We start from the raw sequence: 18,273 nt of genomic DNA on the forward strand, positions 1-18,273 counted from the left end.
CCTCAGTTTGAGGAGCTGGATAGCTGCAAACCGAGGGGATGTTCAACGCTTGGCCGCAATCCAAGAAGCGGTGCGGTGCGGCGAATGACCTCTGCCGCGACGGGCACGGCTGTCCAACCGGCGGTCCGGCGGGGCTGATCCCCTGACGGGTCCGAGGCTTCTTGCAGGGTGACGATCAACACATATTGCGGGTCGTTCATCGGGAAGGCGCTAGCGAAGGTGTTGAGGTTGCGATCCTCGTAGTAGCCCCCATTGGGGCGCGGCAAATCGGCGGTGCCGGTCTTGCCACCGACGGCGTAGCCGTCGACCTCACCAAAGCTTGCGGTGCCTTCGGTCACGACCTGACGCAACATGGAATTCACGATCCGGCTGGTCGATTCCGAGATGATGCGTGGCCCCGCTTGCGGCGTTTCGCGGCGCAGCAAAGTTGGCTCAATCAACGTGCCGCCGTTCACGATGGTAGAATAGGCGGCCGCCAAATGCAGCGGAGAGGTGGACACACCGTGGCCGTAACTAATTGTCATCGTTGACAATTCACCCCAACGCGGCGGCAGAAGCGGACGCGAGGACGCGGCTTCGACCAGTTCAACCTCTGATGGCTCCAGCAGGCCAAGGCTGCCAAGGAAATCACGCTGCCGTTCGCGCCCGATCGACTGCGCCATACGCGCCGTGCCGATGTTGGAGGAATGGATCAAAACGTCAGCAACGCTCTGCTCGGCCCCGTAGTAAGAGAAGTCCCGGATCGCGAAACCCGCCATCCGAAGCGGGCCCGTGGTGTCGATCATGTCGAAGGGGGAATAGAGGTTTAGCTCCAGCGCCTGCGCGATGGTGAAGGTCTTGAAAACACTCCCCAATTCGTACACGCCCTGCACCGCACGGTTGAACAGCGGGCTGTCGGCCTGGTCACCTTCCAGCAAGGGACGGGGCCGCGCGTTGGGGTCAAAATCAGGCAGGCTGGCCATCGAGATGACCTCGCCCGTATGGGCATCCATCAACACAGCCGAAGCGCCGCGCGCGCCCATCAATGTCATACCGCCCGCAAGGACTTCCTCCACCGTTGCTTGGACCGTCAGATCCAGGGATAGCGTCAGCGGCTCGACCCGGCTGGGGTCGCGCAATTCGTCGTCGTAGTGGGCTTCAATCCCGGCAATGCCGATCACTTCAGCGGCGTTAACCGCCTCTTCCCCGAAGCTTGCGCCGCCCAGAATATGCGCAGCGATCGAGCCATTGGGATATAGCCTCATTTCGCGGGGGCCAAACAAAAGACCGGGCTCGCCCAGATCATGGACCTGCTGCTCTTGTTCAGGAGAGATATAGCGGCGCAACCACAAGAACCGCGATCCGCTGGTGAAGCGGCGGTGCAGGTCGTCGGCGTCCATTTCCGGGAAAATCGCGGCCAAGCCTTCGGCGGCGGCGCGAGGGTAGATCAGGTCATGGGGGTGGGCATAAAGCGCGTTGGTGGCGAAGTTCGTCGCCAGAATACGCCCGTGCCGGTCGGTAATATCGGCGCGGGTGTTGAGAATTGTGGGCCCCTGGCTGACGATCCGCGGTTCGGTCGGGACAGACGTAGCCAGCCCCGCCATGCGCCAACCCACGGCGCCAAACGCCAAAACGAAGCACAGCGCCACCAGCAGAAGCCGTGATTCCGCGCGGATACGCATCTTATCCCGCAATCCTTCGTGGCGCAGTCGCAGGTTTTCCTTCTCGACGTTATCGGGGTTTTCGCCCCGTGCACGGGCATCGAGAATGCGGGTTAACGGTCTTAACGGAATGCGCAGGCTCATAGGGGCTCTACCTCTCCGTCCCATTCAGGGGTGGAGGCATTTTCCAGGATGAACGCTTCTGCGTCATCAATGGGCGCGGGGAACGGGATTTCCGCCACGTTGCCAAATTGGTTTGAGGTCAGCGGCAACAGCCCCAAACGGTCAAAGTTAAAGCGGGCCAGTTCGCGCAAGCGATCGGGCCGGTTCAGGTAGGCCCATTCGGCCCGCAGAATGCCAAGGCGCTCGCGCTCATGGACGATCTGGCGCTGCAACCGGTTCACTTCACGGTCGGCCATCTGGGTCTGGATCGTTTGATGGTAGGCCCAATAGCCCAAACCCACGACGATTATGGCGGCGATTATCGTGGTAAAACGCATGGTTAAAGGCCCTCCAACTGCGGCAAGCCAAGGGTTTTCAGGTCGATGTCTTGGGCCGGCGCATCGGTGCGGGTGGCGATGCGCAGCTTGGCAGACCGCGCCCGGGTGTTGCGGGCGACCTCGTCGGCATCAGGCGCAATGGCCTTGCGGGGCGTCAGGGTGAAACCGGGGGTCTTCGCGGCGGCCTCGGGCTCGTAACGCGAGCCGCCTCCTCCTGTGCTGGCACGCTCGGCCATGAACTTCTTCACGATCCGGTCTTCCGAGGAATGGAACGTCACTACGGCCAGTTTGCCGCCGGGTTTCAATGCACGCTCGGCCGCCATGAGGCCGTGGGCCAATTGTCCGAATTCATCATTCACCGCGATGCGGATGGCTTGGAAGGATCGCGTCGCAGGGTGGCTTTGACCGGGCTTCTTGCGCGGCAGGCATTTCTCAATGATGCCAGCCAGTTGCAGCGTGGTATTGATACGACCCTTAGCGCGTTCGACCACAATCGCCTTGGCAATCCGGCGCGAGGCGCGTTCTTCCCCGTATTGATATAGGATGTCGGCCAGTAGCTTTTCGGGCGCGTCGTTAACCAAGTCTTCTGCCGAGAGCCCGCTTTGCCCCATGCGCATATCCAACGGCCCGTCGCGCATGAAGGAAAAGCCCCGCTCAGCGATATCTAGCTGCATGGACGACACGCCAAGATCCAGCGCGACGCCGTCCAGCGGTTCACCCGCCAAAGTATCAAGGTTGGAAAACGTACCTTCTTCCAGACGCAAACGATCGCCATAGGACCCGGCCCAATCTGCGGCCATTTCGAAGGCCAAGGGATCGCGGTCCACGCCAATCACTGTGCTGGCACCCCCTTCAAGCAAGCCACGGGCGTATCCACCAGCGCCGAAGGTTCCGTCCAGCCACACGCCAGAAAGCGGCGCCACTTCGCGGAGGATCGCCCCCAAGAGAACGGGGATATGTGGCTGATCTGCTGCGTCGGTCATGGTGCCCTGCGTCATTGAACATCGTCTGCTACCGGAGTTGCTTTGGGCGGGTTCGCCAATGAGATCGGGTTAAAGAATTCCTTGTCGCCTGCCGCTTGGTCCAACAGGGCGGCCAAACGATCCTTGGCTGCCTCGCTGTCGGACGGCTTGAGGATGTGGAAGCGGCGGCCTTTGCCCTGGAACACGGCCTCGCCTTCTAGGTCCAACTTGTCACGCGCGCCTTGGGGCAGCACAAAGCGGCCCGCGTCATCGACGGTGATCGCGTCACAGAAAGAGAAATACAAAAGCTCTAGAATTTCGCGGTCACGCTCGCCGTCGGCCATGCTTTCGATGCGCTCTAGCAGCTCATCATAGGCGTTGCCGGTCAAGCATTCGACGTATTCGTTACGCGTGTCGCCGAACATAACATAAAGACGAGGCGCTTCACCCGGACCGCATTTGGCATCTTCCGCTTGCAAGACTCGACGGAATTTAGCCGGGAGCGAAACCCGACCCTTTCCATCTACCTTGCACACGTTGGTGCCTAAAAACCGCGTATCCACGATGTGTCTGCCTCAAATTGGCCACAATGGGGCCGTAATTCATTCCCTCAACTTTGCGCCCTGCGGCGCGATAGCCCTGAAATGGAAACGGCGGATTGAGGAAGCTGCCACTCCTCAATCCGCCGCCCTCGTCCCATTTCTGGGGTGTCCGACTGCGCCGACTACCTGGGGGGGATGTCTGCTCGTCTACGCGCCGGATCTCTTTTTTCGACGAATGAGATGCCTGTATGAACCTGCCATTTTTTTGTTTTTGGTTCGGATCTTGTGATCCTTTGTCTTGTCTCGTTGTCGATGAATTCTTGTCCCACGGGAATGACTCCCATTCAACTCCTTTTTTTGGGACAAACCCCCAATCTGTTGATTTCTGACCCTCCAAAACACAGGATGTGGTGTGGATAAGTCACAGGACAAGCGCCCATGTTGTGGTTAAACATCGGAAAATCCCATCATCTTGGGGTGAAGCTGTGTGTGGGAGGAAAGTGGAGGATGGTGGCAGATTTTTCCCAAAATCCCCCAACCCTCCGGCGATCACGGCCGCGTGATCTTGTTTTGTTCTTATTTTTCTGATTCGAATCGCAATTGAGATGGATTTGAATCGTCTGCGTCGGGGGCGCGATGACCCCCGACAGGTTCGTTTAGGCCATGCCGCCGTCGATGAAGCGCTTGGCAAGGCTCGCGTAGGCCTCGGCCATAGGGCTGTCGCCCGCCGCGATGGGGGTGCCGTCGTCGCCCGCGATCCGTGTGTCGAGGTCGATGGGAAGCGCACCAAGGAACGGCAGGTCCATCTTCTCGGCTTCGGCCCGCACGCCCCCTTCCCCGAAGATATGCGCCTCGTGGCCACAATTGGGGCAGTGGTAAGAGGCCATGTTCTCGATCAACCCCAGAACCGGAGTCTTGAGGGACGAGAACATATCAAGCGCCTTGCGGGCATCTAGAAGCGCCACGTCCTGCGGAGTGCTGACAACGATCGCGCCGGTCACTTCGGACTTCTGGCAAAGCGTCATCGCCACATCACCGGTGCCGGGCGGCAGATCAACGAGAAGCACGTCCAACTCGCCCCACTCCACCTGGGTCAGCATCTGCTGCAACGCCCCCATCAGCATCGGTCCGCGCCAAACCACGGCTTTTTCCGCCGGCAGCATGAAGCCAATCGACATCAAGGTGACGCCGTGCCCCTGCAAGGGAATGATCGTCTTGCCATCGGGCGAGGCCGGGCGTTTGTTCACCCCCATCATCCGGGGCACGCTTGGCCCATAGATATCGGCGTCCAGCAGCCCCACTTTGCGCCCCTGACGGGCCAAAGCGACGGCAAGATTGGTAGAGACAGTGGATTTGCCCACGCCCCCCTTCCCCGAGCCGATCCCGATAATGCGTTTCACACCCTTGGGTTTCATGGAGCCTTCTTGCGGCTTCATATGCCCGCCCACCGACAAGCTAGGCGGTGCACCCTTGGGGGCGGCTGGGGCGGACGGCGCGGCACTATGGGCCGTCAGCGCGACAGAGACTTGTGTGACACCCTCCATCTTGCCGACAAAATCCTCGACCCCCGATCGTAGGCCCGCCATTTGTTGTGCAATCGCGGGGGATGGGGCTTCGATAATGAAGCTGACCTTGCCCTCCTGCACCGTCAGGGCGCGGATCATGTCGCGGCTGACAAGATCGCCGCCGTCCGGTAGGCCGATGGCCTTCAGGGCCTCTAGGATCGTTTCGCGGGTCTGGGCCATGGGCTCTCATCCTTGTTAGGCAGGTTTTCTTTCACATAGGGTGGATTGACCGGGCGCGCACCCCCACAACGGCCATGGCAATTGCGCCCAAACCGCCCGCAATCGCCAACGCGCCGCCGATCCCCACGAAATCCGCCGCCCCCCCGATAGCGATGGAGCCGATGGAGACCGTGCCGAAACCGACGACAACCCAAAGGCTCATCACCCTGCCCCGGAAAGCATCAGGCAGACCCGTTTGGATCGCCGATTGCAGGCTAACCCCGCACCACGTCGCGGTTAATCCTGTTACAGCCGTGGCAAAGAGTGCGAGCGGCCAGCTTGGCGCAAGGCCCATGCCCATCACCGCCGCCTGTCCCACGAAGGCCGACACCCAGACCGAGGTCGGGATACGCGCCCCCACCGCCGATACACCCGCCGCCTTCAGGAACGCCGATGTCACCGCCCCTGCCCCGGCGGCGGCGGTTAGATAACCCAACCCCGCAGCGCCCCGCGCAAAGCCGCCATCGGCAACCACCGGCAGCACCTCTAATGCGCCCCTTGCGGTTGAGGCAAAGACGAGCGTGATAAGCAATGCTTGCCGGATCAGCGGATCTTGAGCGGCGTAGCGCATGCCCTCTATCAGGTCGCTTAGGATTGGGGCCGACGGGCGGGCCGGAAGATCTCGGGGGTGCAGGGCGGGCAGGACAAGAAGCATTGGGACATAGCACAGAGCCGCCAGCCACAGCGCCGTCGCCCCGCCCGCCGTGGCGATCACCCACCCCGCAAAAACCGGGGCGACAAGGCGGGCCATGTTGAAGTTCAGTGCCGTCACCGCAACCACATGCTGCACCATATCTTTCGCCACCAATCGCGGGCCAAGCGACATGCGTACAGGATGGTGCGCGGCAGAGATCAATCCGATGCTGAGCGCGGCCAATGCCAAACCCACAGCACCCACATCACTGGCAAAGATCGCCAGCACCGCGATAATCGCAGCCATCAGCCCATTGGTGGCGAAAGCCGCCTTTCGGATATCGACGCGGTCCGCCATGACCCCAAAAAAGGGCCCAAGCACCAAAGTCGGAAACAGGCTGAGCGCGGCGACAATCCCCACGGCCGAGGCCTGCCCCGTCCGCTCCCACGCAAGCCATCCAAGGGTCACACGCTGAATCCAGATCGCTTGCACTGCGAAGAAGACTCCGCCGAAGAACAACCGAAACTGCCGATCCTTAAAGGCGCCGCCCGCAATCAACATTGAGTTAACCCTAAGTAATGTAACGAAAACGTGTCATGCACTCGCTGCATAGCAGCATTTCCATATCGTCCATTGTGCAACTGCAGCATTCGCCTATCTTCAATCTCAACAAGACGACACAGAACAATCACTTGGGCACCGGAAGAGCAAGAGCTCCCACAGCCCGCAGACGAAATCGAGGACTATCATGGCCTACGTAACAGGTAACCGCACCATCACCGCTTCTTTCGGCCAACGCTTCGCCGAACTGCGCGACACCCTGACAGAAGCCTACAGCAACTGGCGCGTTTACCGCCGCACGCTGAGCGAGCTTCAGGAACTTTCCGGCCGCGAATTGGCTGATCTGGGCATCCACCGCTCCATGATCACACGCATCGCAATGGAAGCCGCTTTCGGCAAAAACGCCTAAGCGACACACGTAATACCGGGCTCTGTCCTCCCACAGAGCATCCGGGACAGCGGGCCGCATTCGTCCTCCCATGGATGCGCCCGCACCCTAACAAAGACCCCTCCCGGGGTCAGATATCCGGCCTCTTTCCTCCCATTGGGGCCGCGATGAACGGTGAAACTCCTCCTCCTCCCTTGGAGTGACACCATACGACAGACCGACCCTTTCCTCCCATTGGTTAGGTCTGGATATAGCGGCGAATGTCCTCTCCTCCCTTGGACGGACGCTGCGCGACGGCCTTGCTCTCTCCTCCCATTGGGCGGGCCAGAAATCGGCGGTGATGGTCCCTTCCTCCCAGAAGACCGTCATCGCCTTTTTTCGTTTTAGGAAAATGCGCTAAGCGCGGGTATCCTTGGGAGAGCCCATAACAACGAAGGTGGTCATCGTAGCGACCTGAGGCAGCGCCCCCAGCACGTCGGTGTGAAACCGCTTGTAGGCGATCAAGTCTTGGACCTCGACCCGCAGCAGATATTCCACAGTTCCGGTGATGTTATGGCATTCCACCACCTCTGCGGCGCGGGCCACTGCGGCCTCGAAAGCTTCTTGTGCGGCTTTGGTATGAAGGCCGAGACCCACAGTAATGTAAGCAATAAAGCCGGTACCCATGGCCGCCGGGTCCAAAACCGCCCGATAGCCCGAGATCACACCGCCCGCTTCAAGCGCCTGCACCCGGCGCAGGGTAGCCGAGGGTGACAATGCGACACGCTCTGCCAGATCGAGGTTCGACATGCGCCCATCACGCGACAGCTCACGCAATATATGGCGGTCTTTTTCATCTATTTTCGTCATTTGTTGTCAAATATGACCTTAGACACCGCATTATGCAATTTCATTCGGCCAGCGTCACCGTAGAATTGCGCTATGACTTACGAAATCCTAACTGGCCTTGTGCTGTTCGCTTTTGCATCCTCCATCACGCCGGGGCCCAATAACATCATGTTAATGGCCTCGGGCGTGAACTTTGGGTTGCGACGCACGGTGCCGCATATGTTGGGCGTGTCCTTGGGGCACGGCGCAATGACGGTGCTTTTGGGCCTTGGGTTGGTGCAGATTTTCGACTGGGTGCCTTGGTTGCGTACGGCTCTGACCGTGATTTCCGTGGCCTATCTGCTGTGGCTTGCGTGGAAGGTCGCCAATTCCGCGCCGCCCGCCGAAGCGAAAGAGGACGCGCGCCCCCTGACCTTCTTGCAAGCGGCAGGGTTCCAATGGGTGAACCCCAAGGCAGTCTACATGTCGATTTACGCCCAAACGACCTATGCGCCCGAGGGCGCGGGTTGGGGCGGGGCCGTAATTGTCGGTGTTGTGTTTGCCATGGTGAACCTGCCGTCGGTGGCCACATGGGCGTGGGGCGGCACCCAGGTACGCCGCTGGCTGGATGGGCCGGTGCGTTTGCGGGTGTTCAACTGGACCATGGCGGGGCTGCTAGTTTTGTCGCTCTATCCGCTGATTCTGGGCTCGGGCAACTAGTTGGGGCGAATCGCAACACCACTGGCAAAGCGTGGGATTAAGGCGATCGGGTCGGCTACTTCATCCCAAACGCCATCGCGGAACACATGTTGCAGCAATTGGCCGGGCACATCGGGGTCTGTGGTGTACTGGAAACAGAACTCCCGCGGGGCGGATTCGCGCATTTCGTCCCGGCGCGCGGGCAAATCGTCATCCGGCAGGGCGGTAAATCCCTCTAGGCTGAAGGGGAAACGATAGCCTTCCGCTTCCCACATGGCCTGAAGACCCTGATCCTCAAACGGAATGCACAGGGCATCGCCGCGCCAATCAATGCGGTATTGAGCGATCTCCATGGGATAGTCCCAGGTGGCGCTGGCGGTGACGAGAACGGCGTGATCCTCATTCTGCTCCGTGTAGATTTCGGCCCAACCACAGGCCAGACGCTCATCGGGATGGTAGCAGAAAACCGAGGCATCCATATGGGCGATCACCTCGGCACGGGTCAGAAACTCTTGCGCCTGCGCATCGCTGGCAATGGCCGCAAGGAAGGGCAGCGCGGCCAAGGCCGAAAGGGGGCGCAACATGGCATTCTCCGTCTAAGGTCTTGATATGGACACTAGAGCGCCGGACGCTCTTGGTCGAGGGGCGGAAATCCACCGCTGCGGGCGGCCCCTAAAACGGCACATCGCCCCCTTCTTTGCCGGCGGGCACCAAGAAGCGGCCAACAACATGTTTGCTACCGGCCTTGTCGAACTCGATCCCCAGTTTGTCGCCCTCGACCGAGACGACATCGCCATAGCCGAACTTCTGGTGAAATACCCGGTCGCCCTCGGAAAAGGCGCTGATCGCTTCGGCGTCGATGGTCATGGACTTGGCCTCGGACGGCTGGCGCGTGCCGTATTGGCCTTGGCGAGCTTGCAGACGTCTCCAGCCCGGCGAGTTATAAACATCGGCGTTCGCCGCTTTTTGGTGCAGGTTGGAGCCCGCCATATCCCGCTCGACCGGGCTGGCGGTGGCAGATATCCCCCCTTGGTGGCCGCCGCCTTGATGCCCGTAAAGACCGGGTGGGGTCAGGATTTCAACGTTTTCTTCAGGCAGTTCATCAATGAAGCGCGAGGGCAATTGCGATTGCCATTGGCCGTAGACGCGCCGGTTGCCCGCAAAGGAGATCGTGCAGACTTCTTCGGCGCGGGTAATGCCCACATAGGCAAGGCGACGCTCTTCCTCCAGCCCGCTTTGACCGCTTTCATCCATGGAACGTTGGGACGGAAACAGCCCGTCTTCCCAGCCCGGCAGAAAGACGGCCGGAAACTCCAGCCCCTTGGCGGCGTGGAGCGTCATGAGCGTGACCTTGGGTTCTTGGTCGTCCTGCTCATTATCCATAATCAGGCTGACATGTTCGAGGAACCCTTGCAGGTTCTCGAAGTTTTCCAGGGCCTTGACCAGTTCCTTGAGGTTCTCTAGCCGCCCCGGCCCTTCAGGGGTTTTGTCATTCTGCCAATGGGCGGTGTAGCCGGATTCATCGAGGATGATTTCGGCCAGTTCCACATGGCTCATGCCGCTTGGGGTGTTCTCTTCCTCGATCAGGTCATCGACGGGACCGACAGCGTGCAGATCGCCCGATAGCTGCATCCGCCACCGGGTCAGCCCTTCCACCAAAGTGCGCAACTCTCGCCCGCCCTTGCCGCCAATGGCTTGGGTTTCCACGCAAAGCCGCGCCCCTTCCAGCAGGCTGACGCCGTTGCTGCGGGCCATCTTCTGGATCGTCTGTTGCGCCTTGTCGCCAAGGCCCCGTTTGGGAGTGTTCACAATACGCTCAAACGCCAGATCATCATCGGGGGAAACAACGACGCGGAAGTAGGCCATGGCATCGCGGATCTCCATCCGCTCGTAGAAACGCGGGCCGCCGATGACGCGGTAAGGCAAGCCGATCGTCAGGAACCGGTCTTCAAAGGCACGCATTTGGTGAGAGGCGCGGACGAGGATGGCGATGGAATTGGGGCCGATGGGGGCCATGCCGCGGGTGCCGCGGCCCATAGCCTCAATCTCTTCACCGATCCAACGGGCCTCTTCGTCGCCGTCCCAATGGCCGATCAGGCGCACCTTCTCGCCGTCGTCGCCATCGGTCCAGAGCGTTTTGCCGAGCCGTCCCCGGTTGCCTTCAATAACCCCACTGGCGGCGGCCAGAATATGCTTGGTGGAGCGATAGTTCTGTTCCAGCCGGACCACATGGGCGCCGGGGAAATCTTTCTCGAACCGCAGGATGTTGCCCACTTCTGCCCCGCGCCAGCCGTAGATGGATTGGTCATCGTCGCCGACGCAGCAGATGTTTTTGTGACCTGCCGCCAGAAGGCGCAGCCAGAGGTATTGGGCGACGTTGGTATCTTGGTATTCGTCCACCAGAATGTAACGGAACCAGCGTTGATACTGGGCCAGAAGGTCTTCGTTTTCTTGGAAAATCTGGATGACGTGGAGGAGCAGATCACCGAAGTCACAGGCGTTGAGCTCTTTCAGGCGGGCCTGATACTGAGCGTAGAGCTTCACCCCTTGGTGGTTGAACGCGCCGTGATCGGCGCTGGGGACTTTGTCAGGCGTCAGGGCCCGGTTTTTCCAGCCGTCGATGATGGAGCCCAGCGCCCGGGCGGGCCAGCGTTTGTCGTCAATGTCTTCCGCAATGATGAGCTGCTTCATCAGACGGGTCTGATCGTCGGTGTCCAGAATGGTGAAGTTGGATTTCAGCCCGGCAAGTTCGGCATGACGGCGCAGGAGCTTCACGCAGATCGCGTGGAACGTGCCAAGCCAGGGCATCCCTTCAGCCGGTTGACCGAGAAGCGCGCCGACACGGTTCTTCATCTCGCGCGCGGCCTTGTTGGTGAAGGTCACGGCGAGGATTTCGTTGGGGCGGGCGGTATTTGTCGCGATCAGATGGGCGATCCGCGCCGTCAACGCTCGGGTTTTGCCGGTGCCCGCGCCTGCAAGCATCAAAACCGGACCGTCCAACTGCTGAACGGCGGCGGCTTGGGCGGGGTTTAGCCCCTCCATATAAGAAGACGCGCCCTGGGGACGCGCGGCCATGGCACGGGCAGCAAGGGAGGTGGTGGCGGCAGCCTCGAAGGCATCGGAATCGTCGAATTGGGTCATGGGGCAAGGATAGTGCGGGAATGGCGCAAGGGGAAGGTATGTTCGCAGATTGTTCTGCGTGGTGACTGTGGCGAAGGTGGAATTGAGGGGCCAGCCCCTCAAACTCCCTGCGATATTTGTGAAAAGATGAAAGAGGGGCGCGAAAAGTGGTTGAGGTTGAGCGGGTTGAGGGGTTGAGTTCGAGAATGGATTTACACGCAAAATTTCCCGCATTGAGCGACCTGAAGGCACGGGCGCGGCAACGTATTCCGCATTTCGTGTGGGAATATTTGGATTCGGCCACGGGAGTGGAGGCTGGTGCCGCCCGTAATCGCGCAGCGTTGGACGAGGTCTTGTTGCGCCCCGCCGCCTTGTTGGGAGAGGTGGCCCCTGATCTGCGGTGCCAGTTGATGGGGCAGGATTATTCGGTCCCTTTTGGTATTGCGCCGTTGGGCATGTCGGGGCTGATTTGGCCGAAGGCGGAGCGGATATTGAGCGGCTTTGCGGCGCGGGCGGGCATTCCCTACGGGCTTTCAACCGTGGCGACCGAGGTGCCAGAGGCTTTGGCCGGGCAGATTGGTGATCAGGGGTGGTTTCAGATGTATCCCCCCAAATCGGCAGAGGTGCGCGACGATATGCTGAAGCGTGCCAAGGCAGCGGGATTTCACACCTTGGTGCTTACGGTGGATGTGCCGGCGGCGTCCCGCAGGGAGCGGCAGACGAGAGGCGGGTTAGTGCAACCACCCCGGCTGACCCCGAGGCTTCTGGCGCAAGTGGCGCGATGTCCGGTTTGGGCCGCGGGGATCGGGTTTGGGGAAATGCCGCGGATGCGGTTGATGGACAGCTATGCGGCGGATTTGGCCAAGGGGCCCCTGCCCTCGACCGCCCATGTGGGATACCTTTTGAGAGCCGCGCCGGATTGGGAATACGTGGCCGCCTTAAGGGAAGCGTGGGACGGGCCGCTGGTATTGAAGGGGGTGTGTGAGCCGGAGGTGGCAGCGCGGGCGGCGTCTGAGGGGGTGGATGCTGTTTGGGTCTCGACCCATGCGGGGCGTCAGTTTGACGGGGCACCGGGGGCGGCCAGTATGCTGCCGGGAGTGCGGGCCGCCACTGATCTGCCAGTCATATTCGACAGTGGCGTGGAAAGCGGGTTGGATATCCTGCGCGCCTTGGCGCTTGGGGCTGACTTCGTGATGATGGGCCGCCCCTGGCATTACGCCCTTGGCGCATTGGGACACGACGGCCCGGCCCATTGGTACGACATCTTGGTCAAAGACATGGAAAGCAACATGGCCCAAATCGGGGCACGGCGCCTTGAGGATCTGGGGAGTCGGCTGATCAAAGGTTAACGGGCCATAAACCGGAAACGTAAAGGAGGGGTTAACACCAAAGGTTAATGTTCCTATATCGTTCCCATGACCGAAGCCCAAGCCATTGCGATTCTATGTGCCATGTTGGGCGGGGAGGCGGAACACCGAGAGCCCTACAGCCTCCATGCGGTGGAAAGCTATGTTCGCATTGATTGCATCTCGGACACCCACGCGATCGAAATCGGGCTTGATCACACGCGTGGCGCTTATGACAGCCTGCATCAGGCAACGTTCAACGCCATGCTGACGGACCGGGAGCCGATGGTGATCCTGATCGACACCGACAATATCGAGTCGCAATACGAGTTCCAGATCGAGGCCGTGGCCCGCGCCCATGGTGTCGATTACGCGGTCTGGGATGAGCATTTCCTGATCCGCTGGCAGATGACAGCGCCGTTTCGCGCACGACTTCGCCCCGAAAGCTGACGCGCCCTGCTTCCGAGGTGAGGCTGCGCCCCCCTTGTTCTGCCTCGCCTGCTTCGCATTAAGGGCGCTGGCCCCCTCCGCTCGCCCATAAAACCTGCGCGAGTCCGGCTTAATAGCGGCAGAAGCAGGCATGGCCGTGCATGGCGAAGGGCACGTTGACCAGACCGGCTTCAACGCCGTCCGTTACACCGGGCCGGGCGGCTGTTAACCAAGACGCGCTTCTGCTTGCCCTTCCCCGCGCATACGTTCAAGAATGCTGCAACTGCATACTGGGGGCGTTACAATGGCCGAATTCAAGAAAATCCTCATCGCCAATCGCGGCGAAATCGCAATCCGCGTGATGCGCGCCGCCAACGAGTTGGGCAAGCGAACGGTCGCGGTCTACGCCGAGGAAGACAAGCTGTCGTTGCACCGCTTCAAAGCGGACGAGGCCTATAAAATCGGCGAAGGTTTGGGGCCGGTTGCCGCCTACCTCAGCATCGAAGAGATCATCCGCGTTGCAAAACTATGCGGCGCTGACGCAATCCACCCCGGCTACGGCTTGCTGTCGGAAAACCCCGATTTCGTTGATGCATGCGCCGAAAACGGCATCACCTTCATTGGCCCCAAGGCGGAAACCATGCGCGCCCTTGGTGACAAGGCCAGCGCCCGTCGTGTCGCCATTGAAGCGGGCGTGCCCGTTATTCCCGCCACCGAAGTTCTTGGCGACGACATGGACGCCATCAAGAAGCAGGCGGCAGAGGTCGGCTATCCCTTGATGCTCAAGGCGTCTTGGGGCGGCGGCGGACGCGGGATGCGCCCGATTGCGTCCGAGGATGAGCTGGAAGAAAAGGTTCTGGAAGGTCGCCGCGAAGCCGAAGCCGCCTTTGGCAACGGCGAAGGTTATCTGGAAAAGATGATCATCCGCGCCCGCCACGTCGAGGTGCAAATCCTCGGCGACCAGCACGGCAATATCTATCACCTGTATGAGCGTGATTGCTCGGTCCAGCGCCGCAACCAGAAAGTTGTCGAACGCGCACCCGCCCCCTACCTCACCGACATGCAGCGCAATGAGATTTGCCTTCTCGGCAAGAAGATTTGCGAGCATGTGAATTATGAATGCGCGGGCACGGTCGAATTCCTGATGGATATGGACACCGGCGCTTTCTACTTCATCGAGGTGAACCCCCGCGTACAGGTGGAACACACGGTGACCGAAGAAGTCACCGGCATCGACATTGTGCGCGCGCAGATCCTGATCGCCGAGGGCAAGATGCTGGCGGGCGCCACTGGTGTTGCCTCACAGTACGATGTGAAGCTGGACGGCCACGCCGTGCAATGCCGGGTCACGACGGAAGACCCTACCAACAACTTCATCCCTGATTACGGCCGCATCACCACCTACCGCTCGGCCACGGGCATGGGCATCCGGCTGGACGGCGGCACCGCCTATTCCGGCGCGGTCATCACCCGTTACTACGACAGTCTGCTGACGAAAGTGACGGCTTGGGCCCCCACCCCCGATGCGGCAATTGCTCGGATGGACCGTGCCCTGCGCGAATTCCGTATCCGCGGCGTGTCTACCAACATCGCCTTCGTGGAAAACCTGCTGAAGCACCCGACATTCCTGAATTATCAGTACCACACCAAGTTCATTGACGAGACGCCAGAGCTGTTCGATTTCCGCCCCCGCCGGGACCGGGCCACAAAAATCCTGCGCTATGTCGCCGACATCACCGTGAACGGGCATCCAGAGACCGCGGGTCGCCCCAAACCTGCCGCCGATCTGAAACCTGCGCGCGCACCGCGCACCCCGGTCGAGGCACCTCCCGCCGGCACCCGCACCATGCTGGACGCCAAAGGCCCCGAGGCCGTGGCCAAATGGATGAAAGAGCAAAAGCAGCTCCTGATTACTGACACGACCATGCGCGACGGACACCAATCGCTTCTGGCGACGCGCATGCGCTCGATTGACATGATCAAGGCCGCACCCGCCTATGCCCATAACCTGCCGGGACTGTTCTCGGTCGAATGCTGGGGCGGTGCGACCTTTGATGTGGCCTACCGCTTCTTGCAGGAATGCCCTTGGCAGCGCCTGCGCGATATTCGCGAAAAGATGCCCAACATCATGACGCAGATGCTTCTGCGGGCCTCGAACGGCGTGGGCTACACCAACTACCCTGACAACGTGGTGGAAGGTTTCGTCAAGCAAGCGGCGGAAAGTGGCGTCGATGTCTTCCGCGTATTTGACAGCCTCAACTGGGTAGAAAACATGCGCGTCGCGATGGACGCCGTGGGCGAAAGCGGCAAGATCGTGGAAGGCACGATTTGCTACACCGGCAATATTCTCGATCCTGAACGTTCCAAGTACGACGTGAAGTACTACGTTGAAATGGCGAAGGAATTGGAGAAGGCGGGCGCCCATGTTCTGGGCCTCAAGGATATGTCGGGTCTTCTACGCCCCGCCGCGGCCGAAGTGCTGATCCCCGCCCTGAAAGACGCGGTGGACCTGCCCATCCACTTCCACACCCACGACACGGCGGGCGTTGCGGCGGGCACGATCCTGACCGCCAGCGCCCACGGTGTTGACGCCGTTGATTGCGCGATGGATGCGCTGTCGGGCAACACTTCCCAGGCGACCCTTGGCACGATTGTCGAAAGCCTGCGCTTCACGGAACGTGACACCGGCCTCGACATCGGCGCGATCCGCGAAATCTCGGATTATTGGGAGGCCGTTCGCGCCAACTACGCGCCGTTTGAGTCTGGCATGCAGGCCCCTGCGTCCGAGGTCTACCTGCATGAGATGCCTGGCGGCCAGTTCACCAACCTCAAGGCACAGGCCCGCTCCATGGGGCTGGAAGAGCGTTGGCACGAAGTGGCGCAGATGTACGCCGATGTGAACCAGATGTTCGGCGATATCGTGAAGGTCACGCCGTCCTCCAAGGTTGTGGGCGACATGGCGCTGATGATGGTGTCCCAAGGACTGACCCGCGCGCAGGTCGAAGACCCCGCCGTCGATGTCTCCTTTCCCGACAGCGTCATCGGCATGCTGAAGGGCGATCTGGGCCAGCCCCCCAACGGCTTCCCTAAGGGGATCGTCAAGAAAGCCCTGAAAGGCGAGAAACCTAACCTGGAACGCCCCGGCAAACATCTGGAGCCCGTGGATATCGAAGCGACCCGGGCCGATCTTGCCAAGCAATTGGACGTGGAGATCGACGACGAGGACCTGAACGGCTACCTCATGTACCCCAAGGTTTTCACCGACTACGCCACCCGCCACGCCGACTACGGACCCGTGCGGACCCTGCCCACGAAAACCTTTTTCTATGGCATGGACCAGGGCGAAGAGATCGAGGCCGAGATCGACCCAGGTGTCACGCTGGAAATCCGCCTCGTGGCCATTGGTGAGACCAATGAAGAAGGCGAGGCTCGGGTGTTCTTTGAACTCAACGGCCAACCCCGTACGGTGCGCGTGCCCAACCGCCTCGTCTCCGCCACTTCGGCCAAACGGCCCAAAGCGGAACTGGGCAACCCCAACCACATCGGGGCCCCCATGCCCGGCGTGGTCGCCTCCGTTGGCGTACAAGCAGGACAAGAGGTGTCAGAGGGCACGCTCCTGCTCACAATCGAGGCGATGAAAATGGAAACCGGCATCCATGCCGACCGCGACGCGGTGGTTAAGGCCGTCCATGTCTCCCCCGGGGGCCAGATCGACGCGAAGGATCTGCTGGTCGAACTGGAATAGCGCAGCCTTTCCTCGCTACGCTTCTCGCAGCTATCCCTCAAAGCGCCGTGGCCGCCCGCCCCGGCGCTTTTTCCTTGCCTGCCTCCCCCCTCCTCCGGCTATGGCGCGCCACGCTCCCCCTTCATCTTGGCCAATACAACTCAATCCCTCCGCCCGACCCAGCCGCCGCACCTCTCGTCTTCGCATCACCCCCTCAACACTCCCCCCTTGCCCAAACTCAAAGCTTCCGCCACCCTCTCTCCATGAATAGCCCCTTCGACAAAGCGCTGATCTTCACCGATCTCCACATCACCCCTCCCGGTGAGACGATCATCGGCCTCGATCCTCTGGCACGCTTTACCGATGCTCTTTCCCATGCGCTCGCCCGCCACCCCGATGCGCAACACATCATTCTTCTGGGCGACCTTACCAACACCGGCGACCCCGCCGAATACGCTCGCCTCGCCCCGGCACTCGCCGATTGCCCGATCCCCGTGACCGTCACGATGGGTAACCACGACCTGCGCCAACACCTCACTGCCGCCTTCCCCGACGGCCTAAATACCGATGGATTCGCGCAACATGCCTTGGACCTCGGGCCCCTTCGCCTTCTGATCCTCGACACCCATGATTACGAGAACCGCGCGCCCTTGGAACAGGACGGCTGGCTTTGCCCGGTGCGGCTGGCGTGGCTGGATGCCGAGCTGGCCCGTGCCGCGACCGACGGGAAGGATGTCGTGGTTTTTACCCACCATCCTCCCTGCCCCGTGGGGTTCTGGGCGATGGACGCGATTGGCCTTGCCAATTCCGACGATCTTCTCAGCCGCTTGCACGGCGCCCCTCACGTAAAACACCTGATCTGCGGCCATATTCACCGCACCATCCATGCCAGCGCCTCGAACCCTGCGGGCGGTGGCTTGCCGGTCACGATCCTGAAAAGCCCCTGCCACCAGATCCCGATGATCCTGGGCCAAGGCACCTTCGCCGATAGCGTTGATGAGCCGGGGGCTTACGGCATCCTCTTGGCGCTGAAAGACACGGTGGTGGTCCATACGGAAGACTTCGCTTTGTCGGACGGCACCGTGCTTTCGTACTGACCCCGAAACGAAAAAGGCCCGGATCACCATCTCGGTCATC

The 18,273-nt window shown here is 60.9% G+C and carries 15 protein-coding genes; 6 read left to right on the plus strand and 9 right to left on the minus strand.

The annotated features are described in order from the left end of the window. Window positions 1-2: 2 nt before the first annotated feature. The 6 genes from K3728_12155 to K3728_12180 all read right to left on the minus strand — a co-directional run bounded on the left by K3728_12155 (window position 3) and on the right by K3728_12180 (window position 6,623). Window positions 3-1,784: a penicillin-binding protein 2 gene (locus K3728_12155; GenBank protein UWQ94466.1), complete on the minus strand. Its 1,782-nt coding sequence runs from the start codon at window positions 1,782-1,784 to the stop codon at window positions 3-5. Beyond that, window positions 1,781-2,140: a cell division protein FtsL gene (locus K3728_12160; GenBank protein UWQ94467.1), complete on the minus strand. Its 360-nt coding sequence runs from the start codon at window positions 2,138-2,140 to the stop codon at window positions 1,781-1,783. The genes K3728_12155 and K3728_12160 overlap by 4 nt, the downstream gene beginning before the upstream one ends. A gap of 2 nt (window positions 2,141-2,142) precedes the next feature. Beyond that, window positions 2,143-3,123 carry a 16S rRNA (cytosine(1402)-N(4))-methyltransferase RsmH gene (gene rsmH / locus K3728_12165; GenBank protein UWQ94468.1) on the minus strand — a complete coding sequence of 327 codons (981 nt, stop codon included), beginning with the start codon at window positions 3,121-3,123 and terminating at the stop codon, window positions 2,143-2,145. Window positions 3,124-3,134: 11 nt separating this feature from the next. Continuing rightward, window positions 3,135-3,665, minus strand: coding sequence for a cell division/cell wall cluster transcriptional repressor MraZ (locus tag K3728_12170; protein UWQ94469.1), 531 nt, complete (start codon window positions 3,663-3,665; stop codon window positions 3,135-3,137). A 635-nt stretch (window positions 3,666-4,300) separates the two neighbouring features. Then, window positions 4,301-5,389 (minus strand): Mrp/NBP35 family ATP-binding protein, encoded by a 1,089-nt coding sequence (locus K3728_12175; GenBank protein UWQ94470.1) that lies wholly within the window; start codon window positions 5,387-5,389, stop codon window positions 4,301-4,303. Window positions 5,390-5,420: 31 nt separating this feature from the next. After that, the gene (locus tag K3728_12180) at window positions 5,421-6,623 is read right to left on the minus strand and encodes an MFS transporter (GenBank protein ID UWQ94471.1); all 1,203 of its coding nucleotides are present in this window, start codon (window positions 6,621-6,623) and stop codon (window positions 5,421-5,423) included. A gap of 187 nt (window positions 6,624-6,810) precedes the next feature. Here K3728_12180 and K3728_12185 point away from each other — a divergent pair, with 187 nt between their 5' ends. Then, a complete protein-coding gene (locus K3728_12185) occupies window positions 6,811-7,032 on the plus strand; it encodes a DUF1127 domain-containing protein (protein UWQ94472.1) in 222 nt (73 codons plus the stop codon). A gap of 375 nt (window positions 7,033-7,407) precedes the next feature. Here the strand turns inward: K3728_12185 and K3728_12190 are convergent, their stop codons facing one another. After that, a complete protein-coding gene (locus tag K3728_12190; protein ID UWQ94473.1) occupies window positions 7,408-7,860 on the minus strand; it encodes an Lrp/AsnC family transcriptional regulator in 453 nt (150 codons plus the stop codon). 72 nt (window positions 7,861-7,932) lie between these two features. Between K3728_12190 and K3728_12195 the strand changes: the two genes are divergently transcribed. Further along, complete coding sequence (locus K3728_12195; protein ID UWQ94474.1) at window positions 7,933-8,538, plus strand: LysE family translocator; 606 nt, start codon at window positions 7,933-7,935, stop codon at window positions 8,536-8,538. Here K3728_12195 and K3728_12200 read toward each other — a convergent pair. Both K3728_12200 and K3728_12205 read right to left on the minus strand, forming a co-directional pair. Next, window positions 8,535-9,101, minus strand: coding sequence for a hypothetical protein (locus K3728_12200; protein UWQ94475.1), 567 nt, complete (start codon window positions 9,099-9,101; stop codon window positions 8,535-8,537). The two genes, K3728_12195 and K3728_12200, sit on opposite strands and share 4 nt — an antisense overlap. Window positions 9,102-9,189: 88 nt before the next feature. After that, on the minus strand, window positions 9,190-11,658 hold the full coding sequence (locus tag K3728_12205; GenBank protein ID UWQ94476.1) for a UvrD-helicase domain-containing protein: 2,469 nt from the start codon (window positions 11,656-11,658) through the stop codon (window positions 9,190-9,192). Between the two features lie 185 nt (window positions 11,659-11,843). Between K3728_12205 and K3728_12210 the strand changes: the two genes are divergently transcribed. The 4 genes from K3728_12210 (at window position 11,844) to K3728_12225 (ending at window position 18,233) form a co-directional block, all read left to right on the plus strand. Then, window positions 11,844-12,986, plus strand: a complete 1,143-nt coding sequence (locus K3728_12210) for an alpha-hydroxy-acid oxidizing protein (GenBank protein ID UWQ94477.1) — start codon at window positions 11,844-11,846, stop codon at window positions 12,984-12,986. 66 nt (window positions 12,987-13,052) lie between these two features. Next, window positions 13,053-13,433: a hypothetical protein gene (locus K3728_12215; GenBank protein UWQ94478.1), complete on the plus strand. Its 381-nt coding sequence runs from the start codon at window positions 13,053-13,055 to the stop codon at window positions 13,431-13,433. 283 nt (window positions 13,434-13,716) lie between these two features. Next, complete coding sequence (locus tag K3728_12220; GenBank protein UWQ94479.1) at window positions 13,717-17,157, plus strand: pyruvate carboxylase; 3,441 nt, start codon at window positions 13,717-13,719, stop codon at window positions 17,155-17,157. Window positions 17,158-17,399: 242 nt separating this feature from the next. Further along, window positions 17,400-18,233, plus strand: a complete 834-nt coding sequence (locus tag K3728_12225) for a metallophosphoesterase (GenBank protein UWQ94480.1) — start codon at window positions 17,400-17,402, stop codon at window positions 18,231-18,233. Window positions 18,234-18,273: the final 40 nt, after the last annotated feature.

The organism is Rhodobacteraceae bacterium M385, from assembly GCA_025141835.1.
Lineage (GTDB): Bacteria > Pseudomonadota > Alphaproteobacteria > Rhodobacterales > Rhodobacteraceae > Gymnodinialimonas.

Bases quoted from the DNA above. Each gene is read 5' to 3' on its own strand.
- K3728_12155 (UWQ94466.1), bottom strand. From the start codon at position 1,784: ATGAGCCTGCGCATTCCGTTAAGACCGTTAACCCGCATTCTCGATGCC.
- K3728_12160 (UWQ94467.1), bottom strand. From the start codon at position 2,140: ATGCGTTTTACCACGATAATCGCCGCCATAATCGTCGTGGGTTTGGGC.
- rsmH (UWQ94468.1), bottom strand. From the start codon at position 3,123: ATGACCGACGCAGCAGATCAGCCACATATCCCCGTTCTCTTGGGGGCG.
- K3728_12175 (UWQ94470.1), bottom strand. From the start codon at position 5,389: ATGGCCCAGACCCGCGAAACGATCCTAGAGGCCCTGAAGGCCATCGGC.
- K3728_12180 (UWQ94471.1), bottom strand. From the start codon at position 6,623: ATGTTGATTGCGGGCGGCGCCTTTAAGGATCGGCAGTTTCGGTTGTTC.
- K3728_12185 (UWQ94472.1), top strand. From the start codon at position 6,811: ATGGCCTACGTAACAGGTAACCGCACCATCACCGCTTCTTTCGGCCAA.
- K3728_12190 (UWQ94473.1), bottom strand. From the start codon at position 7,860: ATGACGAAAATAGATGAAAAAGACCGCCATATATTGCGTGAGCTGTCG.
- K3728_12195 (UWQ94474.1), top strand. From the start codon at position 7,933: ATGACTTACGAAATCCTAACTGGCCTTGTGCTGTTCGCTTTTGCATCC.
- K3728_12200 (UWQ94475.1), bottom strand. From the start codon at position 9,101: ATGTTGCGCCCCCTTTCGGCCTTGGCCGCGCTGCCCTTCCTTGCGGCC.
- K3728_12205 (UWQ94476.1), bottom strand. From the start codon at position 11,658: ATGACCCAATTCGACGATTCCGATGCCTTCGAGGCTGCCGCCACCACC.
- K3728_12210 (UWQ94477.1), top strand. From the start codon at position 11,844: ATGGATTTACACGCAAAATTTCCCGCATTGAGCGACCTGAAGGCACGG.
- K3728_12215 (UWQ94478.1), top strand. From the start codon at position 13,053: ATGACCGAAGCCCAAGCCATTGCGATTCTATGTGCCATGTTGGGCGGG.
- K3728_12220 (UWQ94479.1), top strand. From the start codon at position 13,717: ATGGCCGAATTCAAGAAAATCCTCATCGCCAATCGCGGCGAAATCGCA.
- K3728_12225 (UWQ94480.1), top strand. From the start codon at position 17,400: ATGAATAGCCCCTTCGACAAAGCGCTGATCTTCACCGATCTCCACATC.